This is a genomic window from Bacillus sp. ME78 (assembly GCF_903970865.1).
Lineage (GTDB): Bacteria > Bacillota > Bacilli > Bacillales > Bacillaceae_G > Bacillus_A > Bacillus_A cereus.
Map to the genome: position 1 here is coordinate 327123 of NZ_CAJCKK010000001.1, position 16192 is coordinate 343314.

Genomic DNA, 16192 nt, shown 5'->3' on the forward strand with positions numbered 1-16192 from the left:
ATTGTGGATTTTATATATGCATTTCTTGTAGGTGGAGCTATTTGTGTAATTGGGCAACTATTGTTAGATTTCGCAAAGTTAACACCAGCTCATTTAATGGCAACTTTTGTAGTCATCGGAGCAATTTTAGATGGATTTGGATTGTACGATAAACTAATAAAGTTTGCAGGTGCTGGAGCAACAGTCCCTATTACAAGTTTTGGACATTCACTATTGCACGGAGCAATGCATGCAGCAGAAAAACATGGATATTTAGGAATTGGTATTGGCATGTTTAGTTTAACGTCTGCGGGCATTTCCGCAGCGATATTGTTTTCGTTTTTTATAGCACTTATATGTAAACCGAAAGGATAAATCAAATGAGACGAAGGGTTGTTTTGGTCACAGATGGAGATGAATATGCAAAGCGGACAATTGAGCTTTTAACAAAGGAATTTGGGGGAAGGTGTATTTCAGCATCACAAAGTAATCCAACCAAATTGACAGGGAAAAAAGTTGTTGAGCTTATTATGCAAACGCCATATGACCCTGTATTTGTCATGTTTGATGACAGTGGATTTATTGGAGAAGGATCTGGTGAAAAGGCTTTAAAATATGTAGCTACCCATAAACAAATTGATGTGCTCGGTATTTTAGCGGTAGCGTCTAATACGCATCATTGGGAATGGGCACGTGTAGATGTAAGTGTAGATCGGAACGGAAATTTAACCGAATACGGTGTTGATAAATTTGGACTTCCAGATGGTGAAATTGGCAGAATTAGCGGAGATACAATTTATTGTTTAGATGACTTGAATGTTCCTGTCATCGTTGGAGTCGGTGACATTGGTAAGATGTGCGGGAATGATGAATGGGAGAGGGGATCACCTATTACTAGAAAAGCGATTCAATTAATTTTGGAAAGGAGTGGTTTTTATGACGAAGCCTAAAAAAGTGGATATCCCTATATCAACTTTCATAAGTGATAATGAAAATTATTTAAAGCAGACAGTTGGACTAGGCGTTACATACGATGTTGGCATTCGTAAATTTCAAATTTTGAATAAAGAAATCGGTGTGTTATTTGTAAACGGACTTTGTGATACAAATTATATTATCCCTATTTTAGAAGAAGCGGTGGATACAAATGAGATAAGGGATGTAGAAGAAGATACAGTGAAGCTTTTAGAGAATCGCTTAATCCATCAACAAGTAAGCAAAGTGAAAACGATGGATGAGGTAATGCTCCAAGTATTATCAGGGCTCATTGTGATATTTGTGGAAGGTGAAACGGAAGCGTTCGCGATTGATGTTCGTAGTTATCCAGGGCGAACACCGACAGAACCAGATACCGAAAAGGTAGTACGCGGTGCGAGGGATGGATTTGTTGAAAATATCGTTGTAAATACAGCGTTAATTCGTAGGAGAATTCGAGATCCACGACTTCGAAATGAAATGGTTCGAGTAGGAGATAGATCACAAACGGATATTTGTATTACATACGTTCAAGATGTTGCAAATCCAGATTTAGTAAAGATTATAAAACAAGAATTAAATAACATTGATGTAGATGGAATTACGATGGCGGATAAAACAGTAGAAGAGTTTGTTGTAAAGCAAAGCTATAACCCATTCCCGCTTATTCGATATACAGAAAGGCCAGATGTAGCAGCAAATCATCTACTAGAAGGACATGTGTTAGTACTTGTTGACACATCGCCAAGTGCTATGATTACACCGACAACATATTTTCATCATTTACAGCACGCAGAAGAGTTTAGACAAAATCCAGCTGTCGGTACATTTTTACGCTGGGTGCGCTTTTTAGGTGTTATATTCTCGTTATTTTTATTACCATTTTGGTTAGTGTTTGTATTTGATCCAACTCTTTTACCAGCAAATCTCGCTTTTATTGGACCGACTAAGATGACGCATTTACCAATCCTATTACAGGTGTTAATGGCAGAGGTCGGACTTGAGTTTTTAAGGATGGCTGCTATTCATACTCCAACCCCATTATCGTCTGCAGCAGGGTTGATTTCCGCCATATTAATTGGTCAAATTGCAATTGATGTAGGTTTGTTTGTGCCAGAAGTAATTTTGTATGTAGCGGTTTCGATGATTGGTGCATATGCAACACCGAGTTATGAATTAGGATTAGGGAATAAGGTTGGGAAATTGTTTGTTATTATTTTAACAGGTCTCTTCCATGAGATGGGATTTGTAATTGGTATGACGATATTAATTTTATTTTTAACGTCTATAAAAAGTTTACAAACACCTTATTTATGGCCGTTTTTACCATTTGATTGGGGCGCGTTAACAAAAATTTTACTCCGTCCAACGATGTCTAGTTTAAAAGTACGACCAAGTATTGTAAGACCTCAAAATGTAAAAAGACAAAAATAAACGGGATTATACACCCGTTTATTTTTTTAGTAAAAATTTATTGTTTTTTAACAAAAATCAAACATTTTTTGTGTACACTTAGAGTAGATATTGTGTATGGAAGGGGAAGAGGACATGATTAAATTATTTGTAAGTGATTTAGATGACACGCTCGTTTACGATGTGAATCATATGCAAAAAGAAGATGAACGTGCGCTGTGTTGGTTAGCTGAGAAAGGGACAAATATTTGTTTTGCCTCTGGCCGCTTTACACACAGAATTGATGAAGTTGTAAAAAGGTTTTCATTCCCATATTACACAACTGGCTTAAATGGAGCGACAATGTTACTTCCAGATGGGAATTTATTTCATGAATCGAGTTTTGAAAATACGGTTGCCCAGGAAATATATCGATATATACATAAAAAAGGACTAGCGGATATTGTTTGTGCAAATGAGCAACGATATACAAAAAGGAAAAATGAACATCACCATAATTTTGAAGCGTATATGGGCGTGCATATCGCTGAAATTGAAGCGTTAGAAGAAGAGTTTGGTAAGACTGTACACCCTGCAAAATTGTTTGTTTTTGGAGAAGAAGAGAAAATTGTGACGTTAGATCAAGAGCTACGAGATATGTTTCAAGGCGAAGCGGAAGTTTTTATATCAGGTAAACGCTATGTTGATATTATGCCAAGAGGCGTGAGTAAGGGGAGTGCTCTAAAGCGACTAATGGACCATTTGCAAATTGAAGCAAATGAAGTTGCTTGTATTGGAGATTCCTTCAATGATATTTCTATGTTTGAAGTAACCCCGCATTCATTTACTCTTCATCATGCCCATCCATATGTAAAGGAGAAAGCAAATCATATAGTGCGTTCGGTTGAAGAGGCTGTTATGAAATTACCGTTACTTGTATAAAAAAGAAGCCCGTCACTGGCGGGCTTCTTTTTTACTTGAATAAAGATTTAACAAAATCAATGATACTTGAGAAGAAATCTTTCACTTTATCTAGAAAACTTTGTCCTTCTTCAGATCCTAAAAAGGCAGAAACGTGTTCTTTTGCTTTGTTTAATTGACTACCAACTTGATTCCAATCGATATTAAGATTCTTCATTTTATCAAATAACGCTACTAGGTTATCTAACTGTTCATCTGTTAGTGTAATGCCGAGTTGATCAGCAATTTTTTTAATTAATGAACGTAAATCTTCTGTTGTTTTTGGCTGTTCTTTTGCAATTTCTTCTTTAATTTTTGCAACAAGTTGAACTGCTTTTTCTTCACCAATTTTATCACCAAGCTGGGCTGTTTGTACCATTTCTTCATTCGCTACTTTTTTAACTTCTTCCGGAATTGGTTTATTAGACGCAGTTTCATATGCTTTCATTAATCCAGTTAAAGCTGCAGTTCCTGAAACTTTAAAAGGTGCAGTAATTTGAATTTCTGCATCTTTTACACCTGCTGTAATCAAAGCGTTAGTGTACATTGCATCTGTTACCCAGTTAATGTTCTTTGATCGTACAATAAGACCAGATCCTGGTTTTGTGTATGTAATCATAGAAGAAGAAATTGCTCTCGTACCAATTTGTGCTTTTGGAACAATGCCTTCTAGAAATTTATGTTCTTCCGCATTAGATACAGTGATAATTGTAGCATCTTTCGGTGCTTTCATTTCTTTTAACAGATCTTGTTTTTGTTGTTCGGATAAGTTCTCTCCTAGTGTAACAATTGATTCTCCCTCGATGATGTCTGCAAATGAAGCTGTTGGCATCATAAATACCGTTACAGCTAATAGCAGAGCTAATAATTTCGTTTTCACGAAAAACCGCTCCCTTTCTCTTTCTAAAATTTTCGGGCAACAAAGTTATTATAGTATATATTTCTTATTTGTCACCTAGCTTTTTCCGCATTTCAAAAAAGAAGTATCTAGATTGTCGGATTCTTTTTGTTTCTAGTCATGAATGTGGTAATATAGTGCTGAGATAGTTGAAAGGAGACATATACATATGAAAACTTTAGGATACATATTAATGGAAAACGGTGAAAAAATCGAATTGGAATTTTTCCCAGAAGAAGCGCCAAAAACAGTAGAAAACTTTAAAAAATTAGCAGAGCAAGGATTTTATGACGGTGTTACATTCCACCGTGTTATTCCTGGCTTCGTAAGCCAAGGTGGAGACCCAACAGGTACAGGTGCTGGTGGTCCAGGTTACTCTATTCCATGTGAAACTGATGGAAACCCTCATAGACACCTTGTAGGATCACTTTCTATGGCTCACGCTGGCCGTAACACAGGCGGTAGCCAATTCTTTGTTGTTCATGAGCCACAGCCACATTTAGATGGCGTTCATACTGTATTTGGTAAAGTAACAAGCGGTATTGAAACAGTATTAAAAATGCGTCAAGGCGATGTAATGAAAGAAGTTAAAGTTTGGGAAGAATAAGGTAAGGGAAAAGAGAGCTTTTGCTCTCTTTTTTATTTTTAATGATATTGAGTACTTCTTCTACAGCATCATACAAGTAGTATTGTTGCTAAAATATATTGCTTGTGAGAACAAACCTTTAACAAATTACATAGAATACATTACATTATATGTTTCAACAAATATTTTTTGTTATATTAATTTTGCTAGAATTGTGCTGCTTTAGGGTAACTATGAATGAAGTGATGTTGAATGATATGTTTCTTTTCATTCTATATAAAATTTTCTTTTTTTTACTCTATTTATTAAAGGAATAGTGCTGAAACATAGATTTGACTTTCTTCTTTTCGCTTTGTATGATTATCAAGTTGTTTTAGACTCTTCTCACTCTGTTGAAAATATTGTAAAATGAATGTGATATGAAAAGAGTGATTGAGGGGATTACTAGTTTGTAACTTTTGTGAGAAGGGATAAGGGTTATGTTAATTCGTTTTAAAAAAAGTTATGAAAAAATCGCAATGGGGCTTCTTTCGTTTATGCCAACTGAAAAAGATTTGAAAACATTACAATTGACAATGAAAGAATATGAAGCAAAAGATGATTGGCAATTGTACTTGTGGAAAGAAAATGAAGATTTTGTTGGAATAATGGGGATTATAAAAAAAGAGAATCAAGTATTAGAAATTCAGCATTTAAGTGTAAATCCGTCTCACCGTCATGTGGGGATTGGAACGAAGATGGTTCAAGAGTTAAAGAGTAAATTTCTTGAGTTTACAATTTGCGGAAATGAGCAAACAGCAAGTTTTTGCGAAAAATGTAAAGGGCTAGAACAAAATATACATTCGTGAAAGCAGGGATAAGTAGTTTATTATCTCTGCTTTCTTTTTTGTAATTGTTCGTTTCGTTCAGTAATGACCTCTGTGCGATCACGCAAAGTGTGCTTGTGTATAATATATTCACTTGGAATAGCATTCAAGTCTTTCCAAGAGAGGTTTTGTTTTTTGCATAACTCTATGCACTGCTTCTCTAACAATGGATCTGATAAGGGTAAAAATAAAGGTACAAAACGTTCTTTTTTATGGATAGATTGCAATCTTTCATTGAGCAAGGAAAGAAGTTGTACTTGATTAATTCCTAAACGTTGTAAAGACACACCGCTTTTTTCTAAAATTGTGATTGCGCTTTTCATCATTTTTGTGGAACCATTCCAGTTAGCACGTCTTTGGTGGTATAAAGAAACTGCAATTTGAATGAGACCAACTAAGTAATGATCACGATTTCCTCTTGGTTTTGTCTTCCAGTACTCTTCTAGTATTTCGTGGCATTCAAAATAGTCGTAATCTCCTTGGAAATGAATTAAAAATTGTATGTATTCGGTAGGATACATGTTTTCTCGCCCCTATCTAACGGTTATACATATAAGTGTATCATAGAAATATGAACAATAAACGACTAGGAGATTTCCCCCTAGCCGTTATTGTTCATATTAGCAGAAGCAAGCTGCTCCTACAATAATTAGCAAAATAAACAGTACAACAAGTAATGCGAACCCACCGCTAAAACCACAATCAACGTGACCCATAGTTTTTTGACCTCCTACATTGTTCTTACTACACTGTTATCATATGAAGTGGTGGGCATGATGACATAGGCATCGGTCTATTTTTAATTAAATTTCTTAAAAAGGTTGGATAGAACATGAGTATGCTCTATACTTATGTTGTTATAGAAAAAATGTGGTGGGATGCTTTGTGCAATATAATTTTAAAGTAGAGGCTTTTGAAGGGCCTTTAGATCTATTGTTACATTTAATACATCGTTATGAAATTGATATATATAATATTCCTGTAGCAGATATTACAGAGCAATATTTATCTTATGTGCATACGATGAAAGAACTGCAATTAGATGTTGCAAGTGAGTATTTAGTAATGGCCGCAACGTTATTACAAATTAAGAGTAAAATGTTGTTGCCGAAACATGAAGAAGATGTACTTGATAACGGTGATGATTTTATAGATGATCCTCGTCAAGAATTGATGGAGAGGTTAATTGAATATAAGAAATATAAGCAAGTTGCTACTGAGTTAAAAGAAAGAGAACAAGAAAGAGCACAGCTATATACACGTCCACCAATTGACTTTACATCGTTGCAACAAGAAGAAGAGACAAGCTTGCCTCTTGATGTTACGTTATATGATATGCTAGCGGCATTTCAAAAATTAATGCGCCGTAAAAAGGCAAAAAAACCTGTAACAACACGTATTACTCGTCAAGAAATACCAATTGAACAGCGAATGACTGATATTTTAAAGCAGTTAAAAATAAAGGGTGGTCGCCAAAGTTTTCATGATTTGTTTGTTGATGATGAACGTGAAATAATGGTTGTAACATTTTTAGCAGTTCTGGAACTTATGAAAAATCAACAAATCATAATTGAGCAAGAACATAATTTTGATGAAATTTTCGTATCAAGCTCTAATAAATCTGCATAGAGCAAGTATATGAAATTGGGATAGAAACACTTTATCTCATGCTATGTTTTAATGTATCGTTTGGAACAAGAGAAGAAATATTGAACCGAACGCATTGATTGTGATTCGGTTTTTTGATGTGTATTTTTATGGGAAAATAGAAGGAAGGAGCTCGTGAAATGGATAGGAAAGAACAAAAGTCAATTATTGAAGGCCTTTTATTTGTTTCTGGTGATGAAGGGATTTATCCAGAACAAATAGCGAAAGTTCTTGAAATTGAAATGAATGAAGTAATTAATATTTTAGAAGAAATGCAACAAGAATGTGAAGGTGCAAACCGTGGTTTGCAAATTGTACAGTATGCAAAAGTATATCGTTTTGCTACAAAGAAAGAACATGCTTCATATTATCAAAAATTAATAGATACACCAACAGCTGCTTCACTCTCACAAGCTGCCCTTGAAACGTTAGCGATTGTTGCATATCGTCAACCAATCACAAGGACTGAAATGGAAGAGATTAGAGGAGTTAAAACCGATAAGGCGTTACAAACGTTGGTTTCCCATTTACTTATAAAAGAAATGGGAAGAGCAGAAGGTCCAGGGCGTCCTATTTTATACGGAACAACAAAAGAATTTTTGGACACATTTGGATTGAAAACATTAGATGATTTACCGCCGCTTTCTGAAGAGAATGAACAAATGAATGAAGCGGATTTATTCTTCGGTTCCTTACAAGAGATATCGAAATAAAAGCTTAGCATTTTGCTAAGCTTTTTTTGTATATCAATTATTTACAGTGCCATACTAAATGAAAAAAGGAGACGAGTTATGAGAGGTATGCGGATTATTCTATTATTAGTTTCTGTTTTATTATGTTTTTTTTTAAATAGCGCATCAGCTAAAAGGTATATGATGTCTATTCATACTACGTCTCCTTTACATATGCATCGGCAACATCTTAGTAAAATGAAAGTGAGCTTTTTAAAAGTGGGGCAAGGTGATGCAACACTTATCATAATGCCAAACGGACAAACAATGTTAATTGATGGAGGACCTTATGAAGCAGGAGAGGTTATTATTCAGAAATTAATTGAGAAAGGGATTAATCATTTAGATGTAATTGTCAGTACCCATCCTGATATGGATCATATAGGGGGGCTAATTCCAATTGTAGAGCAAATGCCGGTATCGCTTATATTAGATAGCGGAAAAACATATAGTTCTCTTACTTATCATACATATCGGAATAATATTAAAAAAAGAGGGATACCTTTCGTTTCAGTAAAGGAAGGGCAATATATACCGCTGGATCCACATGTTTCTATACAAGTATTAAACAATGGGAAATCAAAAGATGAAAATAATGAATCCTCAATTGTTTTAAAGGTGCGATATGGAAAAGCGGATTTTTTATTAATGGGTGACGCGGATGTACGGACAGAACATGAAATATTAAAACAATTTGATGTACATGCAGATGTTTTAAAAGTGGGGCATCACGGCTCGTATACTTCAACAAGTGAAACGTTTATAAAAAAAGTGGAACCGCAGTTTGCTATTCTGTCTTACGGGAGTAGTAATCCGTATGGACATCCTCATCAAAGTGTAGTAAAACGCTTAAAAAGGCACGGTATAATGGTATATAGAACGAATAAACGTACAGTAGAAATAGAAACAGATGGTGAACATGTTATGTTAGAGTCTAGCGGGTTAATGCCATTGTTGAAGTGATTTCTATATTAGGGGTGGATACTGTCCCTTTTTGGAAAAATGAATAATATATATTATAATTATAAGGGACGTAAGAAATTTCCTTTTTTGTTGAATAAAAAGGAAATTTCATTAGAATGTATAGACAACTACTCGTGCATATATTAAGATGGAACTAGGCGAATAAGGTAATAATAACAAGTAGGTATTTCATGGGAAAGGATCGATGAAAATGAAAACGCAAATTGTCATCAATGCCAAAATTTACACAGGTCAAGAAATAGTGGAAAACGGATTTATCCGTTACGCAGAAACCATTAAAGAAATTGGTTTGATGGCTCAATATGTACCACAAGAAAATGAAACTGTTTTTGATGCTACAGGGAAGATTGTAATTCCAGGTATGATCGATGTTCATATTCATGGTGGATACGATATTGATGCGATGGATGCAAATAGCGATGGGTTAGTAACTCTAGGTAAAGAAATGTTAAAAGAAGGGGTTACAACTTACTTCCCGACAACAATGACACAAGCTCCAGAGGCAATTGAAGCAGCGCTAACTGCTGCGAAAGAAGCAAAAGAAAAAGGAGCGCATTTCGAATATATTCACTTAGAAGGACCTTATGTTTCAAAGAAACGTGCAGGTGCACAACCACTTGAACATATCGTTCCTGCAAATATTGAGCAATTTAAACAATGGCAAGAAGCAAGTGGGAATTTAATTAAATTAGTAACATATGCACCAGAAGAAGAGGGAGCATTAGAGTTTGAACAATATCTTGCTGAAACTGGTGTAGTGGGCACAATGGGGCATACAGATGCAATTGATGCGCAACTAAAAAATAGAAAGATTACACATGCGACACATTTATACAATCAAATGCGTGGATTACATCACCGTGAACCAGGAGTTGTTGGTCATGTGTTATTAAATCCAGATGTAATGGTTGAAGTAATTACAGATGGTATTCATATTCACCCTGATATGGTGAAATTAGCATATAAGTTAAAAGGACCGAAAAAAGTAAGTGTTATTACTGACGCAATGCGCGCAAAAGGTCTTGAAGATGGATTATATGAGCTTGGCGGACAGCCAGTACATGTAAAAGATGGTAGTGCTCGATTAGAAGATGGAACGTTAGCTGGTAGTATTCTAAAAATGGATCAAGCTTTCCGAAATGTAATTGAATTTACGGGTTGTTCAATCGAAGATGCAGTACTGATGACATCAGTTAACCAAGCAGAAGAGTTTGGATTAAATAATAAAGGTGCATTAGCAGTAGGAAAAGATGCAGACTTTGTTGTGATGAATGAAGATTTACATGTATATGATACGGTTCGTTTAGGAATTCATATGAAGGAAGGGAAGTAATTAAATGAATATTCTTGTTGTAAAAACTCCAGAAGAACTAGCCGAAGCAGGTTATAAATTAATTGAAGAAGTTGTAAAAACAAAAGAAAATCCAACATTAGGAATGGCTACAGGAAGCTCTCCATTAGGTATTTATGCAGAAATGCGAAAAAATAAACTTGATACAAGCCGTGTAACCACTGTAAACTTAGATGAGTACGTAAATTTACCACATGAAGATAAAAACAGCTATCACTATTTCATGCAAGAACAGTTGTTTGATCATCTTCCATTTAAACAAACTTATGTACCAAACGGGATGGCAAGTGATTTAGAGGAAGAGTGCAAACGTTACGAGGGCATTCTAACTGCTAACCCAGTTGACCTACAGATTCTTGGAATCGGTGAAAACGGTCACATCGGATTTAATGAGCCAGGAACACCGTTTAATTCTCCAACGAACATTGTTGAATTAACAGAATCTACACGCCAAGCAAACCTTCGCTTCTTCGAAAAAGAAGAAGATGTGCCAACTCATGCGATTACAATGGGAATTGGAAGCATTATGAAAGCGAAACAAGTTCTACTTGTTGCTATGGGTTCTAAAAAGGCAGAAGCTGTTAAAGAATTATTGCAAGGTGAATATAGTGAAGAGTGTCCGGCTACAGTTTTACAACGTCATCCGAATGTAACCGTAATCGCAGATCAAGAAGCTCTATCTTTATGCAGTGAGGCGATTGCTGATGAACATCGACAAGTATTCACCATTTCCGATCTATTATCAGATTCAAGAGTGGGTGAAACAGCTAATTGAGGACGGCGAATGGAAGCCGGGAGATAAAATCCCATCTGAGAATGAACTTTGTGATAAGTTCGAAGTGAGTCGTATGACAATCAGACAGGCGATTAATAATTTAGTGGAACAAGGCTATTTATATCGGAAGCGTGGAATTGGAACATTTGTCCAACTTCCGAAAGTGGAACAAAAATTGCAAGGAATGACGGGATTCACAGAAGATATGATTTCTCGTGGAATGAACCCAAGTAGTCAATTACTTAGTTTCCGCCTAGTTCCAGCTACTGCTAAAATAGCAGACCGGTTGAGAATACAGGAGGGGGAATCGGTTTATGAAGTGAGGCGTATTCGCTTAGCTGATGATGAACCGATTGCTTTTGAGACGACATATTTGTCGCCAGCTCTTGTAAAAGATATTAACGAAGAGATATTGCAACAATCTTTATATGAACATTTAGAGAAAAAACTGGGCTTTAAACTTGTTAGCGCTACTCAGTCAATTGAAGCTTCTGTTGCGACGGAAAATGAAGCTGAACATCTGCATATTCCTAAAAAGGCGCCTGTACTTGTAATGCGTCAATGGTCATATTCAGAAGGTGAGATACCGCTAGAGTACGTGAAATGTATTTATCGTGGAGATCGTTATAAATTTATTACGAATATCGCACGTAACAAATAGTATATTTCAGTTTGTGAAGTACAGTCGAAATGAAAATGGATAACATGTAAAGAAATAAAAATACGACTCATCCTTATAAGGAATGAGTCGTATTTTTATTATGAGCAATTACGTGGTTAACAGCATCTTTGACGTGATTTACTACATAGTGAGCGTGTTTTTTTACTGCATCATCTGCTTGCGACATAGCAAAACTGTGAGGAGTTAAAGAAAACATAGGAATATCATTGTAAGAATCCCCTATACAAGCAATTTCCTCAGGTTTTATTTCAAACTCATTTAATAAAACAGAAATGGCAGAGCCTTTACTAACATTCGGTGGCATTACATCTAAACATTGTTCTGCTGAGATGAAAGTACTAACTTTCCCGTGGAATTTTTCATCAATTTTTTTTTGAAGGAGTTGTAAGCTCTCCTTTGTTCCACCGACAGAAATTTTATTTGGGAAAATTGTATCATCAATCTTCTGTAGTAAGTTTGGTTCTTCAACAGAAGTCATTGTTACTTGTTGTTCAAGTTCTTGAATAAAAGGTGTTTTCTCTTCAATGTAATAATTATGCTCATCACTTACATAACGGAAATAAGGATTTTCATTCGTCATAGCTAACAAATCGGGAAGTATGCTGGAATCGAAAGTTGCAGATAATAGTTGTTTATTTTCATGTGTATATACAAAAACACCATTTACACTAATACGATGAAAATTTGTATTTACAGCTTTCATTAAGTCTGCAATTTCATTATCAAGTCTTCCGGAAGCGAAGCAAAGAATAACATTTTGCTCGGCGAGGCTGCGTAGTGCCGCAACATCTTGTTCATCAATAAGACCTCCGTGTTGCATCATTGTACCATCGATATCACTTACAAACATTTTAATCATGCTGTTATCTCCTTTCTATGTACAGTTGCTCTTACATTATACGCATCATATATAAACATGTCTAAAAAATGAATTTTTATTAAATGGTAGATGTTTTACATTGACGACAAAGAAGAATATTCTGTAACATAAAAGTAGGCTATTTAAGTACGAGGGTGGTGTTATATGAATAATTATCTAGAAATTAAAAAAGTTTTAAATAATAATGTCATCATTGCTAGCCATCCTGAACACGAGGAAGTAGTAGTGATTGGTAAAGGAATTGGATTTGGGAAAAAAGCGAAAGATGTATTGGAGCAAGAACAAATCGAAAAAATGTTTGTCTTAAAAAATGAACGTGATCGTGAACAATATAAATTATTAGTGCCGCATGTTAGTGAAAAATTAATTGAATTGATGAACGATATTATGCTGTACATTCAAGAAAAAGCGAAATCTCCACTAAATGAACATATTCATATTGCGTTAACAGATCATATTTCATTTGCAATTAAAAGGTTAAAACAAGGACTTACAATTGATAATCCTTTTTTAGTTGAAACAAAAATGCTCTATCCAGAGGAATATGAAATTGCGGAAGGTGTTGTAGAACTTTTAAATTCTCGTTTGCAAATTACATTGCCAGAAGGAGAAATTGGTTTTATTGCACTTCACATTTACAGTTCGCTTACAAATTCTGATTTATCTTCAGTTAATCAAAACTCCCGTCTGATTGCACAACTTGTATCTTTAATTGAGACAAACTTAGAAATTACATTAGATCAAGAGAGCATTCATTATTTACGCCTTATTCGTCATCTTCAATATGCTATTGAGAGGGTGAAAAAAGGAGAAAAAGTAGAAGAATCGCAAAGTTTTGCTGATTTATTAAAGGCGGAGTATCCAGTTTGCTATAACGTAGCTTGGAAGTTAGTTAAAGTCATGCAAAAAGAGTTGCAACTACCTGTATATGAAGCTGAAAGTATTTATTTAACGATGCACTTGCAACGCTTAGTCAAGGCAGAGCATGTGTAATAAGTCATATATTTTTGTCTAAAATGAAAACGTTAAAAAAAATGATTGAATCGCTTACAATAGTTATGTATAATAACTATTGCAAAGTTATACAAATTTCGACAAACACATTAAGGTGAGTAACGAAAACGTTTGCCTTAATTATAGTGAACTTATACGTAAACCTATTTTTGACACGTGTTACTGATTCGATCAGGCATGAGTGGAGAAAAGTAAGGAATGTAAGCTAGAGAAAGGGATATACTACCCTTTGTATAGCTATCGTTCTATCTTTTTTTCCTCATGTCTTTTTGGCGTTTGTCGGAAGGTATCAATATAGATAAGAGAGGAAGGGTTTCCATGTTTAAGAAGATCTTTGGTGTTCTTCAAAAAGTCGGAAAAGCGTTAATGCTTCCAGTAGCGATTTTACCGGCGGCAGGTATTTTACTTGGATTTGGTAATGCATTTCAAAATCCACAGTTAACAAATGTTATTCCTGCTTTAAAAGCAGATTGGTTCGTAATGGTTGCAAAAATTATGGAACAATCTGGTGATATTATTTTCGCTAACCTTGCATTATTATTCGCAGTTGGGGTAGCAATTGGTTTAGCTGGTGGAGACGGAGTAGCTGGTTTAGCAGCATTCGTCGGCTACTTAATTATGAACAAAACGATGAGTGTGTTCTTAGAAGTAGATAAGCTAGTGAAAGTGACAAGTTCTGGAGCAGACCCAGTAAAAATTGGATTTACAGATCCAGCGTATGCAAACGTATTAGGTATTCCAACGCTACAAACAGGGGTATTTGGTGGTATTATCGTAGGTATAGTAGCGGCATATTGCTATAATAAATACTTCAACATTGAATTACCATCATACTTAGGTTTCTTTGCAGGTAAGCGTTTCGTACCGATCGCAACTGCAACATTCTCTTTAATAGTAGGTATTATCATGTGCTTCGTTTGGCCATACATTCAAGGTGGCTTAAACACGTTCTCACATCAAATGATTGATGCAAATAGAACAATCGCAGCATTTATATTCGGTTTAATTGAACGTTCATTAATTCCATTTGGATTACATCACATTTTCTATTCACCGTTCTGGTTCGAATTCGGTCAGTATACAAATGCAGCTGGCGAATTAATCCGTGGTGACCAAAAAATCTTTATGGCACAGTTAAAAGACGGTGTAGAATTAACAGCAGGTACATTTACAACTGGTAAGTATCCGTTCATGATGTTCGGTCTTCCAGCAGCAGCTTTAGCAATGTACCATGAAGCACGTCCAGAAAATAAAAAATTAGCAGCAGGTATTTTAGGTTCTGCAGCATTAACATCTTTCTTAACAGGTATTACAGAGCCACTTGAATTTTCATTCTTATTCGTAGCGCCAGTATTATTCGGAATTCACGCTGTATTTGCTGGTCTATCATTTATGACAATGCAAATTTTAGGTGTTAAAATTGGTATGACATTCTCTGGTGGTTTAATTGACTTCCTATTATTCGGTGTATTACCAGGCCGTACAGCATGGTGGTGGGTAATTATTGTTGGTCTTGTACTAGCAGTTATTTACTACTTCGGATTCCGCTTTGCAATCCGTAAATGGAATCTAAAAACACCTGGTCGTGAAGAGGCAAATGCGAATGACGGTGCAGGAAAAACAGAAGCAGGCGAACTTCCTCGTGAAGTATTAGTAGCACTTGGTGGTAAAGAAAACATTGCTTCTTTAGATGCTTGTATTACTCGTTTACGTGTTCAAGTTAACGAACAAAAGAATGTAAACAAAGACCGCTTAAAAGAACTTGGAGCAGCTGGTGTACTTGAAGTTGGAAATAACATTCAAGCTATTTTCGGACCGAAATCTGACACGTTAAAATCACAAATTCATGATATAATGTCAGGTCGTACACCTCATGTTGAAAAAGAAGAACCTGTAAAAGTGGAAGAAACTCCTCAAAAAGTTGATGAAAATGAAACAATTGTATCACCAATCGAAGGGAAAATCTTACCAATTACAGAAGTGCCTGACCAAGTATTCTCAGGAAAAATGATGGGAGACGGATTTGCAATTGAGCCAACTGAAGGAACAGTAGTTTCTCCAGTTAACGGTGAAATTGTCAATGTATTCCCTACAAAACATGCGATTGGTATTCAATCTGAAGGCGGAAAAGAAATTTTAATCCACTTTGGTATTGATACTGTAAAATTAAATGGTGAAGGATTCGAGGCACTTGTAGCACAAGGTGATAAAGTGAAGCAAGGCCAACCATTATTAAAAGTAGATCTTGCATTTGTAAAAGAAAATGCACCATCTATCATTACACCAATTGTATTTACAAACTTACAACAAGGGCAACAAGTCGAATTGAAAAAAGATGGAAATGTTAAGAAGGGTGAAACCGCTATTATTGACATTCAGTAGGAATTTGACGCAAAATGTTTATAATTATAATAGGCGATGTGGTTGACCGAACATCGCCTATTATATACAATAGATGATGTAGTACTCACG

General features: G+C 35.4%; 18 protein-coding genes. 14 read left to right on the forward strand and 4 right to left on the reverse strand.

Annotation, left to right across the window (positions count from 1 at the left end; genetic code table 11):
• The first annotated feature begins 3 nt into the window (after positions 1-3).
• The 4 genes from spoVAE to H6481_RS01850 all read left to right on the forward strand — a co-directional run bounded on the left by spoVAE (position 4) and on the right by H6481_RS01850 (position 3288).
• A complete protein-coding gene (gene spoVAE, locus H6481_RS01835; protein WP_000345907.1) occupies positions 4-354 on the forward strand; it encodes a stage V sporulation protein AE in 351 nt (116 codons plus the stop codon).
• 5 nt (positions 355-359) lie between these two features.
• Positions 360-929 carry a stage V sporulation protein AE gene (locus H6481_RS01840; RefSeq protein ID WP_001254416.1) on the forward strand — a complete coding sequence of 190 codons (570 nt, stop codon included), beginning with the start codon at positions 360-362 and terminating at the stop codon, positions 927-929.
• Positions 916-2388 (forward strand): spore germination protein SpoVAF, encoded by a 1473-nt coding sequence (spoVAF, locus tag H6481_RS01845; protein WP_000165595.1) that lies wholly within the window; start codon positions 916-918, stop codon positions 2386-2388. Before H6481_RS01840 ends, spoVAF begins: the two co-directional genes overlap by 14 nt.
• A gap of 96 nt (positions 2389-2484) precedes the next feature.
• Entirely contained in the window at positions 2485-3288 is an 804-nt protein-coding gene (locus H6481_RS01850) for a Cof-type HAD-IIB family hydrolase (protein WP_003271593.1), read from the forward strand.
• A gap of 31 nt (positions 3289-3319) precedes the next feature.
• On the opposite strand, the gene H6481_RS01855 is transcribed toward H6481_RS01850, so the two are convergent.
• Positions 3320-4186, reverse strand: a complete 867-nt coding sequence (locus H6481_RS01855) for a DUF1002 domain-containing protein (RefSeq protein ID WP_000850513.1) — start codon at positions 4184-4186, stop codon at positions 3320-3322.
• A gap of 187 nt (positions 4187-4373) precedes the next feature.
• Here H6481_RS01855 and H6481_RS01860 point away from each other — a divergent pair, with 187 nt between their 5' ends.
• Together H6481_RS01860 and ribT are read left to right on the forward strand one after the other, a co-directional pair.
• On the forward strand, positions 4374-4811 hold the full coding sequence (locus H6481_RS01860; RefSeq protein ID WP_000853790.1) for a peptidylprolyl isomerase: 438 nt from the start codon (positions 4374-4376) through the stop codon (positions 4809-4811).
• Positions 4812-5269: 458 nt separating this feature from the next.
• Positions 5270-5638 (forward strand): GNAT family N-acetyltransferase RibT, encoded by a 369-nt coding sequence (gene ribT / locus H6481_RS01865; RefSeq protein WP_000908395.1) that lies wholly within the window; start codon positions 5270-5272, stop codon positions 5636-5638.
• 20 nt (positions 5639-5658) lie between these two features.
• Here ribT and H6481_RS01870 read toward each other — a convergent pair whose 3' ends face one another.
• Together H6481_RS01870 and H6481_RS01875 are read right to left on the reverse strand one after the other, a co-directional pair.
• A complete protein-coding gene (locus H6481_RS01870; protein ID WP_000283610.1) occupies positions 5659-6177 on the reverse strand; it encodes a DUF309 domain-containing protein in 519 nt (172 codons plus the stop codon).
• A gap of 99 nt (positions 6178-6276) precedes the next feature.
• Positions 6277-6372 (reverse strand): YjcZ family sporulation protein, encoded by a 96-nt coding sequence (locus H6481_RS01875; RefSeq protein WP_000510194.1) that lies wholly within the window; start codon positions 6370-6372, stop codon positions 6277-6279.
• A 169-nt stretch (positions 6373-6541) separates the two neighbouring features.
• Between H6481_RS01875 and scpA the strand changes: the two genes are divergently transcribed.
• The 6 genes from scpA to H6481_RS01905 all read left to right on the forward strand — a co-directional run bounded on the left by scpA (position 6542) and on the right by H6481_RS01905 (position 11805).
• Complete coding sequence (gene scpA / locus H6481_RS01880) at positions 6542-7285, forward strand: segregation/condensation protein A (protein ID WP_001199751.1); 744 nt, start codon at positions 6542-6544, stop codon at positions 7283-7285.
• 158 nt (positions 7286-7443) lie between these two features.
• Entirely contained in the window at positions 7444-8016 is a 573-nt protein-coding gene (gene scpB, locus H6481_RS01885) for a segregation/condensation protein ScpB (RefSeq protein ID WP_000375171.1), read from the forward strand.
• Between the two features lie 78 nt (positions 8017-8094).
• Positions 8095-8997, forward strand: a complete 903-nt coding sequence (locus H6481_RS01890; protein ID WP_182810983.1) for a ComEC/Rec2 family competence protein — start codon at positions 8095-8097, stop codon at positions 8995-8997.
• A gap of 211 nt (positions 8998-9208) precedes the next feature.
• Positions 9209-10351 carry an N-acetylglucosamine-6-phosphate deacetylase gene (nagA, locus tag H6481_RS01895; RefSeq protein ID WP_001987227.1) on the forward strand — a complete coding sequence of 381 codons (1143 nt, stop codon included), beginning with the start codon at positions 9209-9211 and terminating at the stop codon, positions 10349-10351.
• A 4-nt stretch (positions 10352-10355) separates the two neighbouring features.
• Positions 10356-11144 carry a glucosamine-6-phosphate deaminase gene (gene nagB, locus H6481_RS01900; RefSeq protein WP_001024208.1) on the forward strand — a complete coding sequence of 263 codons (789 nt, stop codon included), beginning with the start codon at positions 10356-10358 and terminating at the stop codon, positions 11142-11144.
• Complete coding sequence (locus tag H6481_RS01905) at positions 11074-11805, forward strand: GntR family transcriptional regulator (RefSeq protein WP_014894892.1); 732 nt, start codon at positions 11074-11076, stop codon at positions 11803-11805. The genes nagB and H6481_RS01905 overlap by 71 nt, the downstream gene beginning before the upstream one ends.
• A 73-nt stretch (positions 11806-11878) precedes the next feature.
• On the opposite strand, the gene H6481_RS01910 is transcribed toward H6481_RS01905, so the two are convergent.
• Positions 11879-12685, reverse strand: coding sequence for a Cof-type HAD-IIB family hydrolase (locus H6481_RS01910; RefSeq protein ID WP_000594249.1), 807 nt, complete (start codon positions 12683-12685; stop codon positions 11879-11881).
• A 165-nt stretch (positions 12686-12850) separates the two neighbouring features.
• On the opposite strand from H6481_RS01910, the gene glcT reads away from it, so the two are divergent.
• Together glcT and ptsG are read left to right on the forward strand one after the other, a co-directional pair.
• Entirely contained in the window at positions 12851-13699 is an 849-nt protein-coding gene (gene glcT / locus H6481_RS01915) for a ptsGHI operon transcription antiterminator GlcT (protein WP_001067322.1), read from the forward strand.
• A 339-nt stretch (positions 13700-14038) separates the two neighbouring features.
• The gene (ptsG, locus tag H6481_RS01920) at positions 14039-16102 is read left to right on the forward strand and encodes a PTS glucose transporter subunit IIABC (protein WP_000473191.1); all 2064 of its coding nucleotides are present in this window, start codon (positions 14039-14041) and stop codon (positions 16100-16102) included.
• Positions 16103-16192 lie beyond the last annotated feature (90 nt).